Annotated in this window: 6 protein-coding genes and 1 pseudogene; 3 read left to right on the plus strand and 4 right to left on the minus strand. The window is 66.0% G+C overall.

Annotation, left to right across the window (positions count from 1 at the left end):
• Positions 1–608 (plus strand): annotated as a pseudogene (locus L995_RS31315) (DNA cytosine methyltransferase); the annotation flags it as partial.
• Between the two features lie 191 nt (positions 609–799).
• Complete coding sequence (locus L995_RS01775) at positions 800–1,045, plus strand: helix-turn-helix transcriptional regulator (RefSeq protein WP_012205378.1); 246 nt, start codon at positions 800–802, stop codon at positions 1,043–1,045.
• Here L995_RS01775 and L995_RS01780 read toward each other — a convergent pair.
• On the minus strand, positions 1,032–2,306 hold the full coding sequence (locus L995_RS01780) for a tyrosine-type recombinase/integrase (RefSeq protein ID WP_047468520.1): 1,275 nt from the start codon (positions 2,304–2,306) through the stop codon (positions 1,032–1,034). The genes L995_RS01775 and L995_RS01780 overlap by 14 nt on opposite strands.
• A 188-nt stretch (positions 2,307–2,494) precedes the next feature.
• On the opposite strand from L995_RS01780, the gene L995_RS01785 reads away from it, so the two are divergent.
• On the plus strand, positions 2,495–3,511 hold the full coding sequence (locus L995_RS01785) for a D-2-hydroxyacid dehydrogenase family protein (RefSeq protein ID WP_016445887.1): 1,017 nt from the start codon (positions 2,495–2,497) through the stop codon (positions 3,509–3,511).
• 51 nt (positions 3,512–3,562) lie between these two features.
• On the opposite strand, the gene L995_RS01790 is transcribed toward L995_RS01785, so the two are convergent.
• The 3 genes from L995_RS01790 to L995_RS01800 all read right to left on the minus strand — a co-directional run.
• Entirely contained in the window at positions 3,563–4,378 is an 816-nt protein-coding gene (locus tag L995_RS01790) for a hypothetical protein (RefSeq protein WP_047468523.1), read from the minus strand.
• A 3-nt stretch (positions 4,379–4,381) separates the two neighbouring features.
• Positions 4,382–4,813, minus strand: a complete 432-nt coding sequence (locus tag L995_RS01795) for a DNA polymerase III subunit chi (protein ID WP_043790566.1) — start codon at positions 4,811–4,813, stop codon at positions 4,382–4,384.
• A 45-nt stretch (positions 4,814–4,858) separates the two neighbouring features.
• Positions 4,859–6,155: leucyl aminopeptidase (locus tag L995_RS01800; RefSeq protein WP_047468527.1), on the minus strand; the 1,297-nt coding region annotated here is incomplete at its 5' end.

A 6,155-nucleotide genomic window follows, 5' to 3' on the forward strand; every position in this document is an offset into this window, starting at 1 on the left:
TGGCATCCGCGTTCATGGTCCAGGCCAACGGCGGGTTCAACAGCACGCCGGCCCGCGACCTGCGCGCCCCCGTATCGACCGTGACCACAAGTGGCAGCCAGCAGCAGCTGATCGCCGCGCACCTGTGCACGCTGCGCCGCAACAGCGTAGGCCGCGACATGCGCGAGCCTGTGCCCACGGTCACAGCCGGGGCCGAGCACCATGCCCTGATCCAGTACCACCTGTCGCCCGAGCAGGAGGCCGGCGCCCTGCGCTGCGCAGCCTTCCTGATGCGCTACCACGCAAGCGGAGGCCAGTGGGCGGACCTGCGCGACCCCATGACCACGATCACCACGCGCGACCGCCTGGCGCTCGTGACGGTCTGGCTCAAGGGCGAGCCCTGGGTGATCGTGGACATCACGCTGCGAATGCTGGTGCCGCGCGAGCTCTACAACGCTCAGGACTTCCCCCCGGGCTACGTCATCGACCGGACCGCCTCCGGCAAGCCCCTGACGAAAACCGCCCAGGTAAAGATGGTCGGCAACTCCGTGAGCCCCGTGCCCATGGAGCAAATCGTCTCGCTCAACTCCCCCGAGTCCACGGCCTGGCAGCTACGCCGGGCCGCCTGATCACTCCCACCAAGCCCGCCACGCGCGGGCCGCCGCAACAACGCGGTTCTGCGAGCGTGCCCACAACAACAAGGAGACCTGATCATGGCCAGCAAGAAGCGACACGACTGGCACGACAAGCGCGCGCCACACCGCGACGACGAACCACCCACCTGGCCCGCACCCGCGGGCCTTTTTCATTGAGGACGCCCATGTCCAAGAGCATCACTCTGAACTTTGCACCTGCCGTGCTCGGCCGCGAGCATGCCGCAGCCTACGTGGCGCTGAGCGTCAGTTCCTTCGAACAACTGGTGCGTGAGCGCCAGATACCCCAGCCCCGCCAGCTGTCTGCCAGGCGCGTGGGCTGGCTGCGCGCGGAGCTCGATGACTGGTCCGCCCGGCGGCCAGCGTCTGAGCTGCTGCCACCAGAGAACACCGGCGCCCCTAAGCCCCGATGAACTCCTCCAACTTCGCATCGAGCGCTGCCAGCCATTGGCGGCGCTCTGCGTCGTACCTGTAGAGGTTGTAGTCGCCGGCCACGCCAGGGAGGACGTGGCCAAGGATCGCCTCTCCAACCTCATGCGGACAGCCCATCGACGCAAGGATGGTGCGCCCCGTCCGGCGAAGATCATGCGGTGACCAATGCGTCACGGTCAGCCGCGCCCGCCGGTGCTCGGGCTTCGTCTTGCTGTAAGGCTGCAGATAGTGCACCTTGGTCTGCATGTAGGCCTGGGTCTGCCCTTTCAGCACCCCATCGCGCCCGATGCTCGGGAACAGCCATTGCCCCTCATTCGCCAGCAGACGTCGCACGATCTGCTCGGCCCGACCGAACAAAGGCACACGCAGGTCATGCGCGACCTCAACGTGCCGAATCTTCATTGCCTCCTTGGGCACGGTCCACCAAAGCACACCCCCCTCTTCCGACAATTGCTTCTTCTGCAGCTGGCAGATCTCCCCGCCACGCGTGCATGTCCACAGCTGCAGCGTCAGGAAATCCCGAACCTGCTGGCTGAACATCGACAGCTCGCCACCGATCAGCGTCTTGATTTCCGCACCGCTCAGCACACGCTTGCTGGTGCCCTTGTGCTTGCCATCGCGCACTGCGCCTTTGCTGCGGAGCTTGTGGGACGTGCGTTCCGCCCACCAGTTCGGCAGACCATCAGGGATCTTCCCCGACTCCAACCCTACGCGCCACGCGGCCGCCATCTCCGTCTTCACGGACTTGGCCAGCACGGGGCGGTCGGCCAGGCCTTCAATGACGTCGTACACGAAAGAGCGCCCCACCTCGGCCACGGATATCGACTCGCGTCCCGATATCGCATTGCGCAGCCGCTGCTCTATGTTGCGGGCGCCCTTGGCCTCACGATTGACCCTGAGATACCGTGCGGCATAGTCGTCAACCAGCATGCTCAGTGTGTAAACCTGTGCAACCGGTTGCGCCACTGCCTTGCGCGCCAGCTTGCGCTCGTCTGCAGGATCCCGCCCCTGTTCACGCAAGTCCCGTGCTGCCTGCCATTCGGCTGCGGCCTGAGCGGGAGACATGGCCGGCCACTGCCCAAGCTTGACCTGCTTGAGCTTTGCCGAATCCGCCAAGCTTCTGTAACGATAGGTCCATGATTTCGTACTGGCCGAGGCCTCGAGCCTCAGGCCCGGACAACCTTGTACGACAATGTGTTCGCCCTGCTTTAGGGCCTTGGCTGCACGCGCGTCAAAGAACATCTGAAGCTATACCTTGAGTGCCGGAAAAACCTACACAAAACCTATACCGAGCGATGAAGTGTAGACGAGTCCAGGCAAGTGCAGATGAAGCACAAAGGTAAGCGCACGAATGGAATAAATCATTTGCCGACAACCTCTTGCGCGGCAACCCAGAGATAAATCAAAGGCTTATGAGAGATTCACAGGCAATGAACATCATCATTCTTGACGACTACCAGGACGCCGTACGCAAGCTGGACTGTGCGCGGCTGCTGGAGCCGTTCAACGCCAAGGTCTTCACCAATACCGTCAAGGGTGTGGGCCAGCTGTCGGTGCGGTTGCGCGATGCGGACATCATCGTGCTGATCCGCGAACGCACGCAGATCAGCCGGCAGTTGCTGGAAAAACTCCCGCGCCTGAAGCTGATCGCGCAGACCGGCAAGGCCGGCGCCCATATCGATGTGCAGGCCTGCACCGACCAGGGCGTTGCGATTGCCGAGGGCGTGGGCTCGCCCATCGCACCGGCCGAGCTGACCTGGTCGCTGATCATGGCGGCCACGCGGCGGCTGCCGCAGTACATCGCCAACCTCAAGCACGGCGCATGGCAGCAATCGGGGTTCAAGGCGGCGTCCATGCCCGCCAATTTCGGGCTGGGCAGCGTGCTGCACGGGCGCACGCTGGGCATCTGGGGGTATGGCCGCATTGGCAGGCTGGTGGCCCACTATGGCCATGCCTTCGGCATGAAGGTTCTGGTCTGGGGCAGCGAGTCCTCGCGCCAGAAGGCCCAGGCCGACGGCTTTTCGGCCGCTGCTTCGCGCGAGGATTTCTTTGCCGAATCCGATGTGCTGTCCATGCATCTTCGCCTGCATGAGGCCACACGCGGCATCGTCACGGCGCAGGATCTGGCGCGCATGAGACCCACAGCCCTGTTCGTGAACACCTCGCGCGCCGAACTGGTGGAGGCCGATGCGCTGCTGGGCGCGCTCAACCGTGGCCGCCCTGGCCTGGCGGCCGTGGATGTCTTCGAGAGCGAGCCCATTCTCCAGGGCCACGCACTGCTGCGGCTGGAGAACTGCATCTGCACGCCGCACATCGGCTATGTGGAGCAAGACAGCTATGAGCTGTATTTCCGCGCCGCCTTCGACAATGTGGTGAACTTCGCTGCAGGCCAGCCCAGCAACATCCTCAATCCCGAGGTGTTCTCAGGCCCGGCACGCGCAGGCTGAAGGCCGGGTTAGGCGGGCACCTCACCCTTCACCCGCCTACCCGATCATGGATCAACGCCCCCCGCCCTGTACAGCATCGCCGCGTGCGGCACTCGCCCGGTGGGCCAGTTCGTCGGCCACGGCCTCGTAGACGGCTTGGCGCACCACCGACTCCACCTCTTCGCGCAGGCGCACGACGATGGATCGCGTCTGCTGCTGCACCACCGTGGCGATGGCATCGCGCAGGCGCTGGTCCAGCACCAGGTCCACGCGCTGCATGAGGCGATGGACCAGATACTCCTCAGTGACCTGCTGCGCGTGGCTGTCCCAGATGGACTCCATGGTGGGCAATGCACAGGCGGGTGATGCCCCAAGTGCTCCAGGTGCCGCAGATGCCGGATCCGGCTCGACCCCTTGCGTGGCAGCGTCGGCCTGCACCACCGGCGCGGCAGGAATGGCATCCTCGATCGGTGCGGCCGGGGCCACCTCTGGCACATCGGCCGGTTCGGCAACTTCGGCCACTTCGAGCAGACGGCTCTCCTGGGCCAGCTGCATTTCCACGGACGGCGCAATGGGCGGCAGATAGTCGGAATGCACGGGCTGCACTGCAGGCCGCGGGCCCTGTCCAGGCGGCGCAGGCTCGGCGACCATGGACCGCTGGGGTTGCAGATCCAGGGGCAGCGGCGGCAGGGACGCGGGCATGGAAACCAGGCCGCGGCGTGGCGCAAGCATGCCTTCGCTCGCCCAGGAATCGGTCTCGCCGCTGTGCGGCAGTTCGGAAGCAGCGACAGCGGGCGGTTCTGCCACCGGCGACTGCACTGCATCGACCGGCACGACATCGGTGAGCGTGGGAACAAAGCGTGGCGGGGTTTTGGAGGGAGCACTCATGGCTTACTCCTTGAGGACCAGGTCATGGCGCTTGATGGAAATCCCCTGCGCCATGTAGTGCTTCCAGCGCAGCCGGGCCAGATGCCGGTCCTCCTCATCGGTGGCAGACACCACTTCAACGACACGCGCAAAGCGCTCGAATCCTTCTGGCACATCGCCGCCCAGATTCACCAGCATGTCGTGGTGCGGCGCGCTGTCCAGCCGCTCCAGCAGCACAATGGGCGAGAAGGCCACAATGCCGGCCCCATCGCCTTCGACGGCGTGGGCAAGAAAATCGGTGGGCGAGACACTCCAGAGCCTGGGCGACAAGGCCTTGAGCGACGCGGAAGATCCCAGCACCACCAGTTGCGTGCGATGCCGCAGCGCCTTGCGCGCAAGACGGCACACATAGGCCAGCTTGTCGGGCGCGTTGAAATGGAACGCCACTTCAGTCAAGCGACGCTCCTTTCGCGCAGGCCCGTGCGGATGGGGGCGATGCCATCAGGCCTGCTCCGGCTGGACTGCAGCGGCTGCCTTGCGGCGGCTGGCAGAGCCGGCCTTGGGCGCCGCAACCGACTTGGGCGCGCCGGTCCTGGAGGGCGCCTTGCCGGCATCGACGCAGGCCAGCAGGTAGTGCAGCAGCAGGCCCACGGGGCGGCCCGTGCCGCCCTTGGCGGCGCCGCTCTTCCAGGCCGTGCCGGCGATGTCCAGATGAGCCCAGGGAATGTCTCCCACGAAGCGCTGCAGGAACTTGGCCGCCGTGACTGCGCCACCTGCGCGGCCTGCCACATTGCCCATGTCGGCGAAATTGCTCTTGAGGCCTTCGCCATACTCCTCGTCCAGCGGCATGCGCCAGCACGGGTCGAGCGCGGCATCGCCCGCCTGCTCCAGCGCACGGGCCAGCTCGTCGCTGGGCGAGAACATGCCGCTGCGCAACCCGCCCAGGGCGATGACGCAGGCACCGGTCAGCGTGGCGATGTCCACCATGGCGCGGGGCTTGAAGCGGGCGGCGTAGGTCAGCGCATCGCAGAGCACGAGGCGGCCTTCGGCATCGGTGTTGAGGATTTCTATGGTCTGGCCACTCATGCTGGTGACCACGTCGCCCGGCTTGACGGCTGCGCCTCCGGGCATGTTCTCGGAGGCCGGAATGAGCCCGACCACGTTGATGGCAGGCTGCAGCTGGGCCAGCGCCTGGAACACGCCCAGCACGCTGGCGGCACCGCCCATGTCGAACTTCATTTCGTCCATTTCGGCGGCAGGCTTGAGCGAGATGCCGCCGGTATCGAAGGTAATGCCCTTGCCCACCAGCACCACGGGCGCGGCGCCCTTGGCGCCGCCGTTGTAGTGCAGCTCGATGAAGCGCAGCGGCTGCTCCGACCCCTGGGCCACGGCCATGAAGGCGCCCATGCCGAGCTTGGCGACTTCGGCGGGGCCGTGGATCTTGCAGCTGATGCCGGGCAGCTTGGCCAGGGCACGGGCTGCGTCGGCCAGCAGCATGGGAGTGGCGTGGTTGGCCGGGCGATTGGCCCATTCGCGCGCCAGGGCCATGCCTTCGGCCTGGGCCACGGCGATCTTGAAAGCGGCGGCGATGCCGCCCTTGTCCCCGCCCTTGTCGCCGGACTTGCCGGACGCGGCACTGGCGCCCGTCGCCGCGATCACCAGCTTCTTGAGCGCCACAGGCTTGGCCTGGGGCTTGGTGTGGGTATAGCTGTAGCAGGCATCGGCCGCTGCCACCACCGCTGCTGCAACAGCGCCACCCGTGGCCTCGAAGCCGAAGCACAGCACGGCCTTGACGCGG

The sequence above is a fragment of the Delftia sp. ZNC0008 genome, from assembly GCF_000799035.1.
Classification (GTDB): Bacteria; Pseudomonadota; Gammaproteobacteria; order Burkholderiales; family Burkholderiaceae_C; genus Comamonas; species Comamonas tsuruhatensis.

Coding starts and splice junctions, on each gene's coding strand:
- L995_RS01780 (WP_047468520.1), bottom strand. CDS start 2,306: ATGTTCTTTGACGCGCGTGCAGCCAAGGCCCTAAAGCAGGGCGAACAC.
- L995_RS01775 (WP_012205378.1), top strand. CDS start 800: ATGTCCAAGAGCATCACTCTGAACTTTGCACCTGCCGTGCTCGGCCGC.
- L995_RS01785 (WP_016445887.1), top strand. CDS start 2,495: ATGAACATCATCATTCTTGACGACTACCAGGACGCCGTACGCAAGCTG.
- L995_RS01790 (WP_047468523.1), bottom strand. CDS start 4,378: ATGAGTGCTCCCTCCAAAACCCCGCCACGCTTTGTTCCCACGCTCACC.